The sequence below is a fragment of the Sphaerimonospora mesophila genome, from assembly GCF_001417795.1.
Classification (GTDB): Bacteria; Actinomycetota; Actinomycetes; order Streptosporangiales; family Streptosporangiaceae; genus Sphaerimonospora; species Sphaerimonospora mesophila.
On sequence record NZ_BCBX01000032.1, the window covers coordinates 317,963 to 333,348 of the forward strand.

General features: G+C 68.6%; 16 protein-coding genes, 1 tRNA gene and 1 pseudogene. 8 read left to right on the forward strand and 10 right to left on the reverse strand.

The window, feature by feature from the left end; translation table 11 throughout:
- Positions 1–64 precede the first annotated feature (64 nt).
- From AP234_RS09120 to AP234_RS09130, 3 genes are read left to right on the forward strand one after another with little or no spacing between them, the layout of a single operon-like run.
- Entirely contained in the window at positions 65–859 is a 795-nt protein-coding gene (locus tag AP234_RS09120) for an ABC transporter permease (protein ID WP_200926299.1), read from the forward strand.
- Entirely contained in the window at positions 856–2,670 is a 1,815-nt protein-coding gene (locus AP234_RS09125) for an ABC transporter ATP-binding protein (protein ID WP_235558050.1), read from the forward strand. Before AP234_RS09120 ends, AP234_RS09125 begins: the two co-directional genes overlap by 4 nt.
- 31 nt (positions 2,671–2,701) lie before the next feature.
- Positions 2,702–3,835, forward strand: a complete 1,134-nt coding sequence (locus tag AP234_RS09130) for a peptidase C39 family protein (RefSeq protein WP_055479131.1) — start codon at positions 2,702–2,704, stop codon at positions 3,833–3,835.
- A 36-nt stretch (positions 3,836–3,871) separates the two neighbouring features.
- Here AP234_RS09130 and AP234_RS09135 read toward each other — a convergent pair whose 3' ends face one another.
- The 8 genes from AP234_RS09135 to AP234_RS09170 form a co-directional block, all read right to left on the reverse strand.
- Complete coding sequence (locus AP234_RS09135; protein WP_055479132.1) at positions 3,872–4,423, reverse strand: helix-turn-helix domain-containing protein; 552 nt, start codon at positions 4,421–4,423, stop codon at positions 3,872–3,874.
- A 213-nt stretch (positions 4,424–4,636) separates the two neighbouring features.
- Positions 4,637–5,434: an amino acid ABC transporter ATP-binding protein gene (locus AP234_RS09140; protein ID WP_055479133.1), complete on the reverse strand. Its 798-nt coding sequence runs from the start codon at positions 5,432–5,434 to the stop codon at positions 4,637–4,639.
- Complete coding sequence (locus AP234_RS09145; RefSeq protein WP_235558051.1) at positions 5,431–6,252, reverse strand: amino acid ABC transporter permease; 822 nt, start codon at positions 6,250–6,252, stop codon at positions 5,431–5,433. Before AP234_RS09145 ends, AP234_RS09140 begins: the two co-directional genes overlap by 4 nt.
- A gap of 36 nt (positions 6,253–6,288) precedes the next feature.
- A complete protein-coding gene (locus AP234_RS09150) occupies positions 6,289–7,197 on the reverse strand; it encodes an ABC transporter substrate-binding protein (RefSeq protein ID WP_055479135.1) in 909 nt (302 codons plus the stop codon).
- Positions 7,198–7,355: 158 nt separating this feature from the next.
- Positions 7,356–7,844, reverse strand: a complete 489-nt coding sequence (locus AP234_RS09155) for a MarR family winged helix-turn-helix transcriptional regulator (RefSeq protein WP_055479136.1) — start codon at positions 7,842–7,844, stop codon at positions 7,356–7,358.
- A gap of 115 nt (positions 7,845–7,959) precedes the next feature.
- The gene (locus AP234_RS09160) at positions 7,960–8,451 is read right to left on the reverse strand and encodes a YajQ family cyclic di-GMP-binding protein (RefSeq protein WP_055479137.1); all 492 of its coding nucleotides are present in this window, start codon (positions 8,449–8,451) and stop codon (positions 7,960–7,962) included.
- Between the two features lie 34 nt (positions 8,452–8,485).
- Positions 8,486–8,737, reverse strand: a complete 252-nt coding sequence (locus tag AP234_RS09165; protein WP_431998328.1) for a hypothetical protein — start codon at positions 8,735–8,737, stop codon at positions 8,486–8,488.
- Between the two features lie 16 nt (positions 8,738–8,753).
- Positions 8,754–10,349 (reverse strand): FAD-dependent monooxygenase, encoded by a 1,596-nt coding sequence (locus AP234_RS09170; protein ID WP_055479138.1) that lies wholly within the window; start codon positions 10,347–10,349, stop codon positions 8,754–8,756.
- Between the two features lie 86 nt (positions 10,350–10,435).
- Here AP234_RS09170 and AP234_RS09175 point away from each other — a divergent pair, with 86 nt between their 5' ends.
- Positions 10,436–10,912 carry a MarR family transcriptional regulator gene (locus AP234_RS09175; protein ID WP_055479139.1) on the forward strand — a complete coding sequence of 159 codons (477 nt, stop codon included), beginning with the start codon at positions 10,436–10,438 and terminating at the stop codon, positions 10,910–10,912.
- A 278-nt stretch (positions 10,913–11,190) separates the two neighbouring features.
- Here AP234_RS09175 and tnpA read toward each other — a convergent pair whose 3' ends face one another.
- Positions 11,191–11,667 carry an IS200/IS605 family transposase gene (tnpA, locus tag AP234_RS09180; RefSeq protein ID WP_152990341.1) on the reverse strand — a complete coding sequence of 159 codons (477 nt, stop codon included), beginning with the start codon at positions 11,665–11,667 and terminating at the stop codon, positions 11,191–11,193.
- Between the two features lie 29 nt (positions 11,668–11,696).
- On the opposite strand from tnpA, the gene AP234_RS09185 reads away from it, so the two are divergent.
- Positions 11,697–12,875 (forward strand): RNA-guided endonuclease InsQ/TnpB family protein, encoded by a 1,179-nt coding sequence (locus AP234_RS09185; protein ID WP_083501929.1) that lies wholly within the window; start codon positions 11,697–11,699, stop codon positions 12,873–12,875.
- 43 nt (positions 12,876–12,918) lie between these two features.
- Here the strand turns inward: AP234_RS09185 and AP234_RS09190 are convergent, their stop codons facing one another.
- Positions 12,919–13,413, reverse strand: coding sequence for a GNAT family N-acetyltransferase (locus AP234_RS09190; protein ID WP_055479141.1), 495 nt, complete (start codon positions 13,411–13,413; stop codon positions 12,919–12,921).
- Between the two features lie 142 nt (positions 13,414–13,555).
- Here AP234_RS09190 and AP234_RS09195 point away from each other — a divergent pair.
- The 3 genes and pseudogenes from AP234_RS09195 to AP234_RS38475 all read left to right on the forward strand — a co-directional run.
- Positions 13,556–13,640: transfer RNA gene (locus AP234_RS09195), tRNA-Tyr, on the forward strand.
- A gap of 347 nt (positions 13,641–13,987) precedes the next feature.
- Positions 13,988–14,320 carry a hypothetical protein gene (locus AP234_RS09200; protein ID WP_152990319.1) on the forward strand — a complete coding sequence of 111 codons (333 nt, stop codon included), beginning with the start codon at positions 13,988–13,990 and terminating at the stop codon, positions 14,318–14,320.
- Between the two features lie 401 nt (positions 14,321–14,721).
- Positions 14,722–15,282, forward strand: a pseudogene (locus AP234_RS38475) (DUF4135 domain-containing protein); the annotation flags it as partial.
- Between the last annotated feature and the right edge of the window lie 104 nt (positions 15,283–15,386).

Sequence of the window (15,386 nt, forward strand, 5' to 3'; positions counted from 1 at the left end):
CCTCCGCCGAATGGCCTTCCGCCGGACGGCCCCCCGTCTGCCCCGGAGGCGTACGCCGGTCGTGATGATCGTGTCGGTCGTGCTGCTGGGCTTCGTCGGATTCTGCGCGGCGGCCTGGGAGGTCGTGGTCCCGCACGCCCTGGACCAGGACATCTACCTCGGCGTGGTCGGCGGCGGCGTGGAGGGCCACCCGTTCGGCACCGACCAGCTCGGCCGGGACATCCTGCAGCTCTCGCTGGCCGGGGCGCGCTCGGCGCTCGTCGGCCCGATCGTGGTGGCCGTCGGCTCCATGGTGATCGGCGTGCTGCTCGGCATGGTGGCGGGATATCGCGGCGGGATCGTCGACATGCTGGCGGGCCGGTACGCCGATCTGCTGCTCGCGCTCCCGGCCGTGCTGCTGGCCATCGTCGTGGCCGGCATGGTCGGCCGAGGCTACTGGGTCACGGTCGGGGTGCTGATCGTGCTGTTCTCCCCGTCGGACGTACGGCTGGTGCGGGGCGCCGTGATCGAGCAGATGCCGCGGCCGTACATCGAGTCGGCGCGGGTGCTCGGCATCCGGCCGTCCCGGATCATGTTCCGGCACATCGCCCCCAACATCGTGCCGATCGTGGTCGCCAACCTTCTGCTCAACGTCGCGTTCGCGCTGGTCGCGCTCTCGTCCCTGTCCTACCTCGGGCTCGGCGTGCCGCCGGGGGCACCGGACTGGGGGCGTCAGCTCGCGGACGGCCGGGAGTTGCTCGGTGACAACCCCCTGGCCGCAGTGATCCCGGGCATCCTGATCATTGTGACCGCCACGGCGGTCAACCTGCTCGGCGACTGGCTCTCCGAAACGCTCGACCGGCGGGCGGTGGCGGCATGACGGCTCCCACACGCACGGGCATGCTGGTCGCCAGTGATCTGCGGGTCGTCTCGGACGCCGGCCCCATCGTCACCGGCCTCGACCTCGCCGTCTCGCCCGGGGAGACCGTCGCCATCGTCGGCGAGTCCGGCTCCGGCAAGTCGATGACCGTGAAGGCACTGCTCGGCCTGCTGCCGCCCGGCGTCCGGGCGAGCGGCCGGCTGGAGCTGGCAGGCGGGGCCGGTGACCTCGTCGTCGACCTGGCCGACCCCGGGACCTCGTGGAAGCGCGTTCGCGGTTCTCGGATCGCGCTGCTGCTACAGGACCCGTTCACCTCGCTCTCCCCGGTGCACCGGTGCGGCGAGCAGATCGCCTGGGGGATCCCGCGGCCGGGCGGCCGTACGGCCCGGGCGGGAGACCGGCACGGGACCCGCGAGCACGTGACGCGCCTGTTGGGCGAGGTCGGACTGCCCGCCGATGTGGCCGGAAAGTACCCGTTCCAGCTTTCCGGCGGCATGCGGCAGCGGGTGGCGATCGCCGCGGCGCTCGCCGCCGGGCCCGACCTGCTGATCGCGGACGAACCGACCACCGCGCTCGACGTCACCACCCAGCACGAGGTCCTGGAACTGGTCGCGGGCCTGCAGCGCAGCCGCGACATGGGGCTGATCCTCATCACCCATGACCTGCGGCTGGCCCGGAGCAGGGCGGACCGGGTGCTGGTCATGTACGCCGGCCGACTGGTCGAGGAGGGAACGGCCGACGAGGTGCTGGGCGACCCCGCGCACCCCTACACCGCACGCCTCGCGGCCTGTGACCCGCCGCTCACCCACCGGCTCGCCGTGCTGCCGACCATCCCGGGTTCTGTGCCCGCGCCGTCGTCCGTGGTCGCCGAGTGCGCCTTCGCCGCGCGGTGCGAGTTCGCGATCCCGGCCTGCCGTACGGCTGAGCCGCCCCTGATCGAGGTGGCCCCGGCGGACCCGGCCCTGGCCGAGGCGACCGGCGGCCGCCGGACGGCCTGTCTGCGCTCAGAGGTCGTACGGACGATCGAGCACGTCGGGGAGTCCGCCGCCGAGCCCGCCGCGGCGGGCATCCCGGCGGAGGCGGCGGCTTCGCCGCTGCTCACGGTCAGGGGATTGACCAAGCGGTTCCACGGCTCCGCCGTACCGGCCCTTGACGGGGTGGACCTGGAGGTGACGGCCGGTGAGTCCGTCGCCGTGGTGGGCGAGTCGGGCTCGGGCAAGACCACGCTCGCGCGGTGTGTCGTCGGGCTGGAGCGGCCGGACGCCGGAGACGTCGACTTCCACGCCGGCTCCGGTGCGCGCGGCGCCGCTCTGGCGAGGCGGGTCCAGATCGTGTTCCAGGACCCCTACTCGGCGCTCAACCCCGGCCTGACGGTCGGCACCTGCCTGGCGGAGGCCCTCGCCGCCGCGGGCCGCCCGAAGTCGGAGGTGGCCGGGCTGCTGACACTCGTCGGGCTGCCGGAAGGGTACGCCCGGCGCAGGCCCCGGGCGCTGTCGGGCGGCGAACGCCAGCGGGTGGCGATCGCCAGGGCCCTGGCCCCCCGCCCGGAGCTGCTGGTGTGCGACGAGTCCGTCTCCGCGCTCGACGTGTCCGTACAGGCCCAGGTGCTGAACCTCCTGTCGGACCTGCGCCGCGAGCTGGGGCTGACCATGCTGTTCATCACCCATGATCTGGCCGTGGCCCGGCAGATCGCCGACCGCGTCTATGTGATGCGCGGCGGTCGTGTCGTCGAGTCGGGGCCGGTCGACGACGTGCTGGGTGCGCCGGAACACGAGTACACCCGGCGGTTGCTCGCGTCGATCCCGCAGTAGTGAAGATCCCCCGTAGAAGAGGTTTTCCGTCATGTCCGAACTTCACATCGATGTGCTGCCTGTGATCGGAGACGTCGGTGCCGTCGCCGACGGGGTAGCCGACCTGCCAGCCGACCTGCTGCGCCGCTGGCGGCTCGCCGGTGGGGTCCAGGTCCGCACCCTTTTCACCGCCAGATCCGGCCGGACCCTCGTCGGCGCGGCCTTCGAGGTGCACCGTCCGTTGACCGCCTACCGGAAGATCGTGGACGTGTGGACGCGCGACGATCACGATGGGCAGGTGGCCGACGCGCTGGTGACGGCGGTGGAGGAGCGTGCCTGGAGGGAGGGGGCGGTCGCAGTCAAGCGCTGGTTCCCCGAGCGGGAGACGGAGCCGGGGTCCGAGGCGGCGTCGGGGTCCGAGAGGGCGTCGGGGTCCTTGTGGGAGCGGTCGCTCGCCCGCGGTTATCGGGAGCTGACGACCCCGACATGGGCGGGCCCGGTGACGGCGCGCCCCGAGGACACCGGTCACGGACAGGTGCGATGGCGGGACGGCGGCCCCCGGCGGGCCGTGCCGTACATGCGACAGACGACCGACTTCACGTGCGGGCCGGTCGCGCTGCAGATGGGGCTCTGCGGGCTGGGACTGCAGGACCGGCCCGGCCGGGAACAGGAGATGCGACTGTGGCGGGAGGCCACGACGGTGGGGGGCTGCGAGCCGCTGGGGCTCGCGCTCGCCGCCGCCGATCGGGGGGCGGTGCCGGAGGTCGTGCTGTCCACCGAGGAGCCGATCCTGCTGGAGCTGTGCCGTACCGACGAGGAACGCGATCTGCGCGCCTTCATCCAGGCGGGCTTCCGGGCCGAGACGGCCGCACGGGGCATCGACGTGGAGACCGCCGCTTTCGACCTCGACCGGCTGCGTGGGGCGCTCGACGGCGGCGGTGTCGCGCTGGTGCTGATCGAGCAGTTCGGGATGCACGCCGAGAGCTGTCCGCACTGGATCACGGTGCACGGCGTGAGCGGGGACGGGGACGTCTTCTACGTCAACGATCCGTGGACGGACGCGGACCTGGGGGAGACCTGGGTCGACGCCTTGGACCTGCCGCTGCCCGCCGCCACCCTGGACCGGCTCGCATGGTACGGCACGCCCAGCTATCGCGGCATGATCGTGTTGCGTGGTGGCCGATGAACGCGCCTGACGGGGTCGTGAGCAGCCGGTGACGGGTCACTCGGTCGGCATCGACACCAGCGTCAGCAGGCGGCTCGGCCGGGCCGCCGTCCGATAGCTGTGCTCCGCCTCGGCGGAGAACCGGACCGCCTCGCCGGAGCGCAGCCGGACCGTCCACGTGGCGATCTCCAACGTCACCGCACCCGACAGCACGTAGGCGAACTCCTCCGACCCCCGGCCGTGCGGTGCGCTCTCGTGGATGTGCTCGGGCGGCAGCAGCGACTCGTAGACGTCGAAGCGGCGGCGGTCGTCCGAGCTGAGCAGGGTGCGGGCCGTCATGTCGGCATCGGCCCGCCGCATCACCTGCGGCTCGTACAGGGGAGCGCGGGTGATGTCGGCGAAGGACATCCCCAGGGCCTCGGCGATGCCCGACAACACCTCGATCGTCGGGTTCGCCAGGCCGCGTTCGAGCTGGGACATCAGCGCCTTGCTGCACCCGGCCCGGTCCGCGAGGTCCCGGATGCTCATCCCGCGGGTGCGGCGGGCGTGCCGCACGTTGCCCGCTATCGCCGCCCGCACCTGGTCCGACAGGCCGCCACCCACCTGCACATCACCGCTCCCGTACGGCTTGCCTGATCGACACGACCTCACCTGCCGGGTCGTCCGGATCGTACGCATTGTTCCATGCATCGGCCGGCACCCGGCGCCGGTAGCTCAGTCTCCCGGGTGGAGGACGCGACGCAGGAACTCGCGGGTCCGCTCGTGCCGTGGATCGCCGATGACCTGTTTCGCCATCGCTGATGCCTACTTGACCAGCGGCCCTCAGAGGACTTTGGACAGGAACGCCTGCGTGCGGGCGTGCTGGGGGTTGGCCAGCACCTCGCGCGGGACACCCTGCTCGACGACCACGCCCTCGTCCATGAAGACCAGCGAGTCGCCGACCTCCCGGGCGAAGCCCATCTCATGGGTCACGACGACCATGGTCATGCCTTCGCGGGCCAGGTCGCGCATCACGTCCAAGACCTCGCCGACGAGTTCGGGATCGAGGGCGGAGGTGGGTTCATCGAACAGCATGAGCTTGGGCTGCATCGCGAGTGCCCGCGCGATGGCGACGCGCTGCTGCTGGCCGCCGGAGAGCTGGGACGGGTAGTTGCCCATCCGGTCGGACAGGCCGACTCGTCCGAGCAGTTGCTCGGCTCGGGCCCTGGCTGCGTCCTTGGCCTCACCCTTGACGAGCATCGGCGCCTCCATGACGTTCTGCAGGGCCGTCATGTGAGGGAAGAGGTTGAACCGCTGAAACACCATGCCGATGTCCCTGCGCTGAGCTGCGACCTCTTTCTCGCGCAGTTCGTACAGCTTGTGGCCGCGCTGGTGGTAGCCGACGAGTTGGCCGTCCACCCACAGTCGGCCCGCGTCGATCTTCTCCAGGTGGTTGATGCAGCGCAGGAAGGTCGACTTCCCCGAGCCGGACGGGCCGACGACGCACATCACCTCGCCCTGCCGTACCTGCAGATCGATGCCCTTGAGGACCTCGACGTTGCCGAACTTCTTGCAGACCTGCTCGGCCTTCACCATCAGGCCATCGGCCGTGCCGTCCACGGTTGGCGTGGTCTCGCTCATCGCGCGTACCCCTTGCCGTAGTGCCGCTCAAGGTAGTGCTGACCGATCATCATGAGCGATGACAGGAACAGGTACCAGAGACAGGCCATGATCAGCATGGGGATGATCTGGTACGTGTGCGCGTAGATGTTCTGCACCGCGAAGGTCAACTCGAGGTACGGCACGGCCATGACCAGCGAGGTGTTCTTCAGCATCGAGATCGCCTCGTTGCCGGTGGGCGGTGCGATGACCCGCATCGCCTGGGGCAGGATGATCCGACGCAGCGTCTGGGCTTTGGTGAGCCCCAGCGCGCTGGCGGCCTCCTGCTGACCCGAGTCCACCGACTGGATGCCGCCGCGCACGATCTCGGCCATGTAGGCCGCCTCGTTGAAGATCAGTCCGAGTGCCGCCGCCGCGGCCGCGCTGTAGAGCGCGCTCGCCTGCGCGCTGACGAACTCGGGTCCGAACGGGATGCCCAGGCCGAGGGTAGGGAACAGCGCGCCGATATTGCCCCAGATCAGCAACTGGGTGAGCAGAGGCGTGCCGCGGAAGACCCAGATGTAGATCCAGGCCGCGCCGCGCAGCAGCGGGTTGGCCGAGAGCCGCATCAGCGCGAGCACGATGCCCAGGGCGATGCCACCCGCCATCGCGGCCACGGTCAGCCAGATGGTGTTGCGCACGCCTTCGAGCACGGGGGGAGAGAACAGGTATTTGAGCTGCTCAGCCCAGTTGTACGCCTCGTTGGTGACAAGGTTGTTGACCAGCATCGCGGCCAGCACCGCGACCGCCGCGGCCGCCACCCAGCGGCCGGGATGACGCACCGGAACGGCCTTGATCATCCCGGTGCGTTGCTCCGTTTCCCCGACGGACATGGATCAGCTGCCAGCGCCGTTGATCACTGGATCGGTGATGGCACCATCCTGGACGCCCCACTTCTCCAAGATCTTCATGTAGGTGCCGTCGGCGATGAGTTCCTTGGTCGCGGCGAGCACGGCATCCTTGAACGTGCCGGAGTTCTTCCCGATCGCGAAGCCGTAGGGAGCCGAGTCGTACAGCTGCCCGATGGTCTCGAGCTTGTCACCGGTCTGCTTGACGGCGTAGCCGACGATCGGGGAGTCGGCCAGCATGCCGTCGATCTTTCCGGAGACCAGGTCGGCGTTGACCTCGGTCTGGCCCTTGCGTACGACCTGCTCGATCGCGGGCTTGCCGTCCTGGACGCACTTGTCGTTGCGGGCCTTGATGTCGTCGATCTGGACCGTGCCCTGCTGAACGCCGATCTTCTTGCCGCAGGCGTCGTCGGGGCTGACGCCCTTGGGGTTGCCCTTCAGCGCGGCCCAGGAGGTGCCGGCCGAGTAGTACGTCACGAAGTCGACGACCTTCTCGCGCTCGACGTTGTCGGTGAACGACGAGATGCCCAGCTCGTACTTCCCGGACTGGATGCCAGGGATGATCGTGTCGAAGCCGGCGTTCTGGAAGTCCGCCTGGAGACCGAGCTTGGCCGCGAGCGCCTCGCCCAGTTCGACCTCCCAGCCGACGATCTTCTGGCTGGCCGGGTCGACGGACTCGTTGGGCGGATAGGAGGCGTCACTACCGATGAGGATCTTGCCGTCCGCCGCGATGTTCTCCGGCACGAGCTTCGCCAGCGAGCTTTCCGCACTGGGGGCCGGGGCCGGGGCCGCCGTGGTCGTGTCGCTCTCTCCGCCACAGGAGGAGATCAGGAGAGCGGTCGCCAGCGCGACCGCGCCGATTCCCGCCGTTTTCCGATGAGTGGACCAGGGAGCCACGCGGCCTCCTCAGTTTTTGATGCGAGCTGTACTGCGTAGTAGGCGCAGTGTAGAGGACCCGAGATGACAGCTTGGCTCCTGGTTGGGGAGGATGTGGTAACACACGCCTAACGGGGCTTGTCCGTTGTCTTTTCACCGGTCTGTTCTTTACGTGGCGGTCAGGCCTGGCGGGACGCCGTCGGCATCGTTTCCGTGAGGGCGTTGAACCGCCGCAGCATCCGGGCGAGTAGCCGTACGTCCTCCTCCGGCCAGGCGGCGAGCAGCGCGTGGAGCTGCCGTCGGCGGGCGCTCCGGGCGCGTCCGAGCCGCTGCCGGCCCTCCTCGGTGAGGACCAGCAGATGGGCACGCCGGTCGAGCGGGTCGGGTTCGCGGCCGACCAGGCCCAGCTCATCGAGCACCTTCACCTGCCGGCTGATGGTCGCCTTGCCGACGCCCACGTAGGCCGCGAGATCGCTGGGCCGTACGGGTGCCACCCGGTCGATGCGGACGAGCAGTCCGTACGCCCCGGGCTCCAGCTCGGGGTGCACCCTGCGCCCTATATGAGCGGAGAGCGCGTGCGCGCGCCGGAAGAGGACGCCCAACTCGTGCTCGACCTCGAAGAACGCCGCGTACTCCTCGGCCGTCGCCAGATCCGGTGGCTCCGGCATCTCCGTCGCCTCCTCCCGTCGGCTCCGACAGACATCACCAACGTAGCCGGAGTGATCGAATCCGGGGCAGAGAAAAGGCCCTGACCCAGAGGTCAGGGCCTTCGCGACCGGAACGTCAGCGGTAGTTGGTGAACTGAAGGGCGATGTCGAGGTCCTTGCCCTTGAGCAGGGCGATCACCTCCTGGAGATCGTCCTTCTTCTTGGAGCTGACCCTGAGCTCCTCGCCCTGGATCTGAGCCTTCACACCCTTGGGCCCCTCGTCCCGGATGATCTTCGAGATCTTCTTGGCGTTGTCCTGGTCGATGCCCTCCTTGAGGGCGACCATCAGGCGGTACTCCTTGCCGGAGAGCTTCGGCTCACCCGCGTCGAGGGTCTTGAGCGACAGCCCGCGCTTGATGATCTTTTCCTTGAAGACGTCGAGTACGGCGTTCGCCCGCTCCTCGCTGTTCGCCTTGATCTCAATATCCTTCTGTCCGGACCAGGAGATGCTCGCGCCGGTGCCCCTGAAGTCGAAGCGGTGCCCAACCTCCTTGACCGTCTGATTCAGAGCGTTGTCGACCTCCTGCCGGTCGATCTTGCTGACCACGTCGAAACTGCTGTCGGCCATCGGTGTCAGTGTCCTCTCTTCGTTGCCTCCGACATTAGTGGTCTTCGCGTGGCGAGAGGTCTTTGCGCATCACAACACGGGGCGCCTGCCCGATCCCGAGCGCCCGCTCATGCTCGACCAGCGCCGCCGGCTCGGGTCCCCACCGCTCCGGAGGCAGTACGGCGAAGCCGCGGCGGGCATACCAGGGCGCGTTCCACGGCACGTCCCGGAAGGTCGTCAGCGTCACGGCCGGCGCGAGAACGGCCGCGGCGTCGCACACGGCGTCGAGCAGCAGCGTCCGATGCAAGATCTCGGAGGTGGCTTCAGGGGCGGCACAGGACGTGTCGCAGTGCACGCTCGAGGTTGCCGGGTTCGCCTGCGCCGCGCGATCGCCACGCGATGACCCCGTCCGGCCGGACGAGGACGGCGCCCGCCTCCGTGATGCCGTACGCCGCGAGGAACAGCCCGTCCACGTCGGCCAGGCCGCCGCAGTCTCCGATCACATGGCGGTCCAGGGCCACACCGAGCCGGCGTACGGCCTGCTCAACGGCGCTGATCCAGTGCCGTCCTCCGGCGGTCAGGAGGACGAACGCGCTCCCGAAGAGGTCACGTGTCGAAACCGGAGTCCCACTGCGGGCCAGCCGTACATGCGGGGCACGCGATCCGGGACGGCCCGACGGTGTGACCGGATCTTCGAACAGTGGGGGTTGGCCACCGTCCTCGGGCACGAAGGCGCCGGATGGGCAGATGTAGCCGAACAGCTCCACCGCCGGATTCAGGATCGCGGCCTCCGTTCCGTCGCGCAGGTGGGGGGATTGACGCTGGATCAGGTTGGCGTATTGCTGCTCGGCCAGCGCGTCGGCGTACGGCCGTCGCTCGGCGTCGTGGCTCGCGAGCAGGCCGGGCCCCGCGGTGCCGGACAGCACGGCGGCGAGTTTCCAGGCGAGGTGGTAGCCGTCCATCACGGCGGCGTTCCCGCCCTGTCCTCCGGTCGGGGGCATGAGGTGCGCAGCGTCGCCGGCCAGCAGGACCCGCCCGGCCTGGAAGGCGTTCGCGACTCGGGTGACGTGCTCTCCGGAGGACGACCAGGCGGTCTCCAGGATCTTCACGTCCAGGTCCGGAACGCCGCAGGCGGTGCGGACGACGTCCACCAGTCGCTCGGCGTCCGGATCGTCACCGGGTTCGAACGGGGCGGCCAGGACGTAGCGGCCCGGGTAGTCGGTGGTCACGACCGTCGCCGCCCGGGCAGGCAGCGCCGGATTCTGCAGGTAGAAGAGTCCGAACGCCTCGCCTCGCAGCGCCACGTCGAGGTCGGCCTCGAACTGCAGGAACATCGTTGGCCGCGGCTGTGACGACCGGCGCCCGTGGACCGGTATGGCGGCCATATCGCGGATCATGCCTTTGTGGCCGTCGGCGCCGACCAGGTACCGCGCGCTGATCGTCCGCCGCTTCCCCGTCGCGGTGTCGCGAAGATCGGCGATCACCGCCTCGTCGTCCTGGCGGAACGACACCAGCTCGGTCGAGAGCCTGATGTCGGCGCCCAGCTCGGCCGCCCGGTCGGCGAGGATTCGTTCGGCCCGTTCCTGGCTCGCGGCGGCGAACGGCGCGGGAGACAGTCTGGAGAAGTCGGGCATCTCGAGTACGAAGTCCTTCAGGATGGGCCCGGTGACGGTCTCCGCGATGACCATGATGCTCCTGTCCCCGCCCGGCGGAGCGGCGTGGGCGAACCGTTCGGCGATCCCGGCGGTCGCCAGAGCCTCCATGGTCGTCGGCATCTGACCCCTGGCCTTGGGCTGGGTGGACAGCCCCGGATGCCGCTCCACCACGACCGACGGCACACCGTGGACGCCGAGGAACACGGCCGTGGACAGCCCCGCGAGGCCCGCACCCACGATCAGTACTGGGGTCTCGTCTCTCATGTTCGTCTCCCTCTGCTATCTTCATTCGAAGGGTAGGAAATTTCGATGCATCGAGACAATTTGAGATAGTACGCGTTGGAGTATGGATGTCAACGGGTCATCGAGCCGAGATTCTTCGGGCGCTCACCGAGGCGACACAGGACAACGCCGCGCACAGCGTGATCATGCACCAGGCCATCGCCACCCACTTCGGTCTCGGACCCACCGACCTGAAGTGCCTCAATCTGGCCAGACACGAAAAGGAACTCACGGCGGGACGGCTGGCCGAGCTGACCGGCCTCAGCACCTCCGCCGTGACCGCGCTCCTCGACCGGCTGGAACGCGGCGGCTTCATCGAGCGGCACAGGGACACGGCCGATCGCCGCAAGGTCCTCGTGCGCTCGACGGGCCGGCACGAGGCGGCGCTCGAGGACATCTTCGGGCGGGTCGCGGCCGCATTCGCGTCGGTGACGGACGCATACGACGACGACGAGCTCGAACTGATCACCGGGTTCGTACTCCGCCTCAATGAGCGGGTCCGCGAGTTCATCCCGACGCTCGTCCAGGGGCTTGGCTCGGACTGAGACCCACCGAGACCGGCCCGGACAGCCCCACGGACGTACGCACCGGCGATCAGAGGCGGAGGCGGAACCGGCTTGAGCTGTCCCACCGGCTTGCCGTCGGCTACGAGGCGACATCGCGGAGATCCGTCCCTGGAGTGACGCAGTGCCCCGAGCCGTGGAAGCTGAAAGCGCTGGGAGACGGACGCGCGTGAGGCGTCGGGGAGCAGTCCTCAAGCCGCTGTCGGCCCGCTCCTACCTTGGCCACTTGGCGATGTCGGCGGTCTTGGCGGTACGCGGATTCAGCACCATTTAGCGAGGAACCCCGGGCGTTCACGCCCGGGAGGAATCGCTTCCCTCCCACGCTTTCCGCCCGGACGGCTAGTCCGGGCGTTTCTGGTTTCGATGTACTCCTTGATGACGCTCAAGGGGGCGCCTCCGCAGGAGGCGGCGAAGTAGGACGGTGACCAGAAATGGCCGCCCCACAGGTACCTGCTGATGTGAGCGGGATACTCCTTGCGCAGGAGGCGGGCCGAGACGCCCTTGAGGGAGTTGACCAAGGTGGACAGGGCGACCTTGGGTGGATAGTGCACCAGCAGGTGGACGTGGCCGTGCCCGCCGTTGAACCCGGCCGGTTCGGCGCCGAAGCTGTCGCACACCTCGATCATGATCTCCTCGCAGCGTGACAGCAGTTCGCCGGTGAACACCCCACGCCGATACCTGGGTGTGAAGACCACGTGGGCGTGCAGGCTGTAGACCACGCTGCGCCCCCTGCGGATATCGGGGTTCGGTTCCCACCCGGGGAGACATGGACCAAAGGGTAGTGTGTTCGATTGTGAAGCTGGTGGTGCAGGTGAGACTGCTACCGACGCCTGAGCAGGCGGCGGCACTGGCGGCGACCTTGAGCGCGTGCAACACCGCCGCGAACTTCGCCTCGGCAACGGCGTTCACCACCGGAGCACGGCGTGAGTACGGCTTACGTAAGCACGTCTACCGCGAATTGAAGGCCCGAGGGCTGGGCGCGCAGACCGCCCAGCATGTGATCAAGAAAGTCGCCGACGCCTACACCACGCTGAAAGCCAACCTCCGCAACGGCAACTACGGGCCGCCCGGATCAGCGCGGCGCACGGCGATCGAAGGCAAGCCGATCGCCTTCCGCGCCCAGGCCGGCCAGCCCTTCGACGACCGATGCCTGTCCTGGCAGATCGACACGCGCACGGTGTCGATCTGGACGACGGCGGGCAGGATGCGCGATATCGCCTTCACCGCATCCGCCGAGCAGCTCACGATGCTGGCCGTCTACCGTAAGGGCGAATCGGATCTGGTGTGCCGGGACGGCATGTGGTTCCTGTGCGCCACCTGTCAGGTTCCCGACCCTCCGGTCGCCACCCCGGAGGGGTTTATGGGCGTGGATCTGGGGATCGCCAACATCGCGACCACCAGTGACGGCAAGCGCCACTCGGGCAGGGGACTGAACGCGGTCCGTCACCGGCAGCGACAGCTGCGAGCCCGGTTGCAGGCCAAGGCCACCAAGTCCGCCAAACGGCTGCTGAAACGCCGCCGCCGTAAGGAGGCGCGGTTCGCCGCCGACACCAACCACACCATCGCCAAGCAGATCGTGACCGAGGCAGAACGCACCGGACGCGGCATCGCCCTGGAAGACCTGGGCGGGATCCGCGACCGGGTACGGCTCCGCAAGCCCCAGCGGGTCACGCTGCATTCCTGGAGCTTCCACCAGCTCGGGTCGTTCATCGCCTACAAGGCGGCCCGCGCAGGCGTGGCCGTGATCTATGTCGATCCGGCCTACACCTCGCAGGCCTGCTCGGCATGTGGGCATGTGGACAAGAAGAACCGGCCCGGCCAGGCCACCTTCTGCTGTACGTCGTGCGGCTTCGCTGAGCACGCCGACGTCAACGCAGCCCGCAACATCGCCGCACGCGGTGTCGCGGGCTGGGCAGTGAGTCACGCTGCCGACGACGCGGCCTGAACCGTCGAGGCCATCGACGGCGAGGAGCTGCAAGCTCGGTCGTTTACGGCCGAGAAGCTGACAGGGTCTTGCGCATGACGACGCGGGGGGCGATTTCCAGGCCGAGCGCCCGCTCGTGCTCCACCAGAGCCCGCAGTTCGGGCCCCCAGCTCTCCGGCGGCAGCACCTCGAAGCCGCGCCGGGCGTACCACGGGGCGTTCCACGGCACATCGCGGAAGGTCGTGAGAGTGATCGCGTCGCTCGTGGCCCCGGCCGCGTCGCAGACGGCCTCGATCAGCCGCGTCCCGACGCCCTGGCCCTGGTGGTCCGGATGTACGGCGAGCTGGTCGAGATGGGTCAGGCCGTCCACCTGGCCGAGGAGGGCGAACCCCACCGGCGGCCGGCCCGCGACGATCACCCGTCCCGGGTCGTCGCATTCCTCGATCATTGTCGTATCGGGCGGGAAGACGATGCCGACGTCGGCGAACATCGTGTCCGCCGCACGCTCAAGGTCCGCCAGCCCTGCGAGATCCTCTTCCCGCGCCCATCTGATCACCATGCCACTATGGCCTGCGGACGCGGTCACGTGCGCCGATGTGGGCTCAGCGGTCGCCCGAGTCGCATCCAGGGACAATGCGTGTCACGTGCACCCTGGAAGTCCGCTATTCTTCTACCTGTCGCCGCGAACGAGCGGATGACGAGGCAGGTTGCCCGAGCGGCCAAAGGGAGCGGTCTGTAAAACCGTCGGCTCAGCCTACCCAGGTTCGAACCCTGGACCTGCCACCAGCAGGAAAAGAGCCCCTGATCAGCAGCGATGCGGGTCCGGGGCTCTTTTTTACGGTGTCATCTACATCGTCCCTGAGTCCCATCGGAAGCGTCCCCTGTGTCCCCCTGTCCCCGGATGGCGGGCGAGCTGGGAAAACTTGGGTGGTCAAGGGGACAGGCGGGCCGGTCGCCCGCGCTGTGTCCCCGGGGGCAAGCGGATGGGGGCTGTAACACCTGGGGGAGCCGCGCCCAAATGTTGCAGCTCCCGCGTGAAACGTTTCTTAAAGGAATCTCCACTGGACGCGCCTCTCTTCCTCTGGTAACTGTAAGTAACAGATCCAACACGGAACGTCGCAACAGGAGGTCATGTGTCCAATCTTGACATGCTGCCGCTCACCAAGCTCGACCGACTCAGGATGGAGTCCTCGAACAACAGGGAACTGCGGGATCGCTTCCTGAACGACCCTGCCGGAGTCCTCCGCGAGGCCGGGTTCGCGCTTTCGGATTCCGTGAACATCCAGGTCATCGAGGACGACGAGACGACTCACCACATCACCCTTCCGCCCTTCGTCGGCACCGACCCCGCGCCGCAGGGACCGAGCTCCCAGCCCGGCAGCGGCCCGTCGACGTGGGAGTGCACCACCTGTACGCCCACCACTCCGATCGCCGCAGGGTCGCTCGCCTCTCTGGCCTGCGTCTGACAGTTCAACGCTCCATAGCGCACAGACGGTTGGGGGTAGGCACCCATGCAGAACAGCCACGAGGAGACCATCGCCGCGTCGGAAGCGCGCGATATCGCATCGCGCCGGTTCTTCCCGAACTGCTCGACGAACACATTCGGGAAGCCACGTCCAGCTTGCGGCACCGACTCGCGGACAGCCCGTATCCGGTCACGGAAGGGGCACTGACGGACTTCGTTTCGTGGTTCGCCGGTCGTCTCGCGGATCTGACGAATCTCATCGTGGTGCAGAGGTACACCAGCTTCCATCTCGCGCTTGATGGACTGTGGCGTCCCCGCCCGGCGTCCCCGGGCATCGCCCCCGAGGGCGCCGGGCGGGACTGGCTAGACCAATACGTGGCCTACGAGAAGGCCGGGCGCCTGATGGAACCGGACGGTCCGCTGCCTGAACTGGGGCGGCTCGTCGACACGGTCAAAAACGACTGGCTGGACGCGGTCACCGAGCTGGTCGCGCGGCTGGCCGCCCACCAGGCCGAAGTCGCGGATTTGGCCGGCATGAACCCGGACAGTCCTGACCCGCTGTCCGGAGCGGAGTTCGGGATCTCCGATCCCCACCAGGGCGGCCGGTCCGCCGCCATCCTGGCTCTGGGCCCGCATCGAGTGGTCTACAAGCCCAGGACCCTGACCTGCGAAATCGCCTGGTCGAAGCTGGCGGCGCAGGTGGTGCCCGGTGCACTCGGCATTCCCATGCGGACTTGCCGCACTATTTCGGGCGAGGACTACGGGTTTATGGAGCTGGTCGCCAACGATCCCTGCCCGGACGAGGCAGCCGTGCACCGCTGCTACCTGCGCTACGGCGCTCTGCTCGCGCTCGCGCACGCGATCGGCACCTTCGATCTGCATCATGAGAATGTCATCGTCAGCTCTGAGTATCCGCTGGTGATCGATGCGGAGCCGCTGCTGCGTACTCGGCTACAGCTGTCCAGCACGGGGCAGGTGCTGGCCGACACCGACCCCGACGTGCTGGAGGCCGGTATCCCGGTCCGCCACTCGGTTACACCGAGACCATCGTCGAAGGGTTCCAGGCA